The following is a 2,060-nucleotide window of genomic DNA, read 5'->3' on the forward strand; positions in this document are numbered from 1 at the left end:
GTGGTAGCTAGCTGATGTGGCTGGTGTGGTAGCTAGCTCGGGCCGTCCGACTCGTCCGACTTGTCTGACCTGTCCGACTTGTCCGAGTAGGCACCCCCCCCCTGTCCGACTTGTCCGATTAGGTACCGCCCTTGTCCGATAAAGGCACCCCCACCGATTAGGCACCTCCCCCCCCTCCTATCTCCGCTGCTCTTCCCGATATTGTCGGCGTGCACGCGACATCTGCTCTCTAATTCCGCCTTGGGTTAGGAATTGTTCTTGTTGGCGATTAATTAGCTTTCTGAGCAAGAATGTAGCTTGGTGGATAAGCGTGATGCAGAGGTTGGCGATCTCCTCATTATTCAGTTTTGGGAGTTGATCTAAATAATCTACCTTGATGCGTTCGCTTCTTGCATATTCACGAACCATTTGGTACCGTTCATGAGTTTCGTCCCATAATGGTAGTCTATGGACTCTAAGGTAATCCTCGTAATCGATTAATAGTTCTTCAAGACTTGCCTTCGCCACATTGGTTAGTTTGATTTCTGTCTCCGTAGAGGTGGTAGAAGCTTTGCTCCCTTCTGCAATATTTTGTTTGCCTGACCGAGCTGCTTGTATCATTTGGTCGACTGTGCGGTCGCTGCTATTTAGATAATGAGTCGCAAAATAATAGGTGATATCATAGATCAGTACCGCTACCTGATACGCCTTCAGTGAACGATATCCTCCCTTAGGTGATAAAAATGTGTGACTCATATATAATATAGTATTGATGGTGTACAAGACAAAACTACCAATATTATAGGAGATAGGGTGAAATCGGGGGTAGCCTTTCTCGGGGGTAGCCTTTCTCGGGGGTAGCCTTTCTCGGACAAGTCGGACGAGGCGGACAGATCGGACGAGTCGGACGCCGCCATTTGCTGTAGTGGCTAGCTGGGGCCGTCCGACTCGTCCGACTTGTCTGACCTGTCCGACTTGTCCGATTAGGTACCGCCCTTGTCCGATAAGGTACCCCTCCCCTTTGCAGGGCACTGGAGTGAGCGGTAGGGCGGAAGGGGGTACGCTACGGCTCAGGAGGGAGCGAGCACGGGTGGGGGGTGTGGTACCTTTGTGCTGTCGAAAGGAAATAGTAGTTCACTCAATAATATATATACTATGAAAACACTTTATACAAGGCCACGAGAGTGGGAGCAGCTGACAAGAGCGGATCAGCTGGAACGTGCGAAGCGGCGGATTGACCTGCTGGTGATCCACTGTAGTGCCACGCCTCGGGGGAGGCGATATTTTCCCCCTCAGTTGATCAAGGACCATCAGCGTCGAGGATTTAGCACAGCGGGGTACCATTATTATATTACGCGTGAGGGGGACCTCTTTGCTCTGCGACCGGTCTCAATGGTGGGGGCTCATGCCAAGGGGTATAACCGTTATTCGATCGGTATCTGCTATGAAGGTGGGCTAGATGAAGAGATGCGTCCGTGTGATACGCGAACCGCTGCCCAGCGACAGATGCTCACGCAATTGGTCTATGAGCTGAAGCGTATCTATCCCAATGTGATGGTGGTGGGGCATCGGGACCTAAGTCCGGATCGGAATGGAGACGGTCAGGTAACTTCTGAGGAGTGGATCAAGGTATGCCCTTGCTTTGAAGCGAAGGTCTATAACCTCTCTAGCAGTTTGTAGGCGATGACGGTGCAACTGCGACCTAGAGACCCTCAAACGCTACGCCTCTGGCTAGCGATCCTCTTGGTGACCTGCGGTATGGCGCTCCTCTATATGGGCTTTTGGGTCACCCCTAGAGGTGAGATCCACTCGAGTGTGCTGGTGGCGTATGGTGAGGTGATGACCTTTGTGGGTGCTTTGATTGGGATTGATTATGCAGCGAGGGAGCGCATCTTGGACAGGGGTACCTACTCGGACGAGGGTACCTTCTCGGACAAGTCGGACGAGTCGGACAGGTCGGACGAGTCGGATGGCTGATATTGAAGGTGTGTCTTGTCCTAGAAAAAGTTGACTCATAGATAGATTTTTATGAGTAAGTTTGTAAAAAGGAGTCAACTCCAGAAGATTTATTTTGACCGAGT

At 51.3% G+C, this 2,060-nt stretch carries 3 protein-coding genes; 2 read left to right on the forward strand and 1 reads right to left on the reverse strand.

Annotated elements, in window-relative coordinates:
• Window positions 1–177: 177 nt before the first annotated feature.
• Window positions 178–735: a four helix bundle suffix domain-containing protein gene (locus tag A3GK_RS0110080; protein WP_018029321.1), complete on the reverse strand. Its 558-nt coding sequence runs from the start codon at window positions 733–735 to the stop codon at window positions 178–180.
• A gap of 399 nt (window positions 736–1,134) precedes the next feature.
• Here A3GK_RS0110080 and A3GK_RS0110085 point away from each other — a divergent pair, with 399 nt between their 5' ends.
• The gene (locus tag A3GK_RS0110085; RefSeq protein ID WP_018029322.1) at window positions 1,135–1,659 is read left to right on the forward strand and encodes an N-acetylmuramoyl-L-alanine amidase; all 525 of its coding nucleotides are present in this window, start codon (window positions 1,135–1,137) and stop codon (window positions 1,657–1,659) included.
• A gap of 78 nt (window positions 1,660–1,737) precedes the next feature.
• Window positions 1,738–1,956 carry a hypothetical protein gene (locus tag A3GK_RS10885; RefSeq protein ID WP_394358182.1) on the forward strand — a complete coding sequence of 73 codons (219 nt, stop codon included), beginning with the start codon at window positions 1,738–1,740 and terminating at the stop codon, window positions 1,954–1,956.
• Window positions 1,957–2,060: the final 104 nt, after the last annotated feature.

Source organism: Porphyromonas somerae DSM 23386 (assembly GCF_000372405.1).
In the GTDB taxonomy this organism is placed as follows: Bacteria; Bacteroidota; Bacteroidia; order Bacteroidales; family Porphyromonadaceae; genus Porphyromonas_A; species Porphyromonas_A somerae.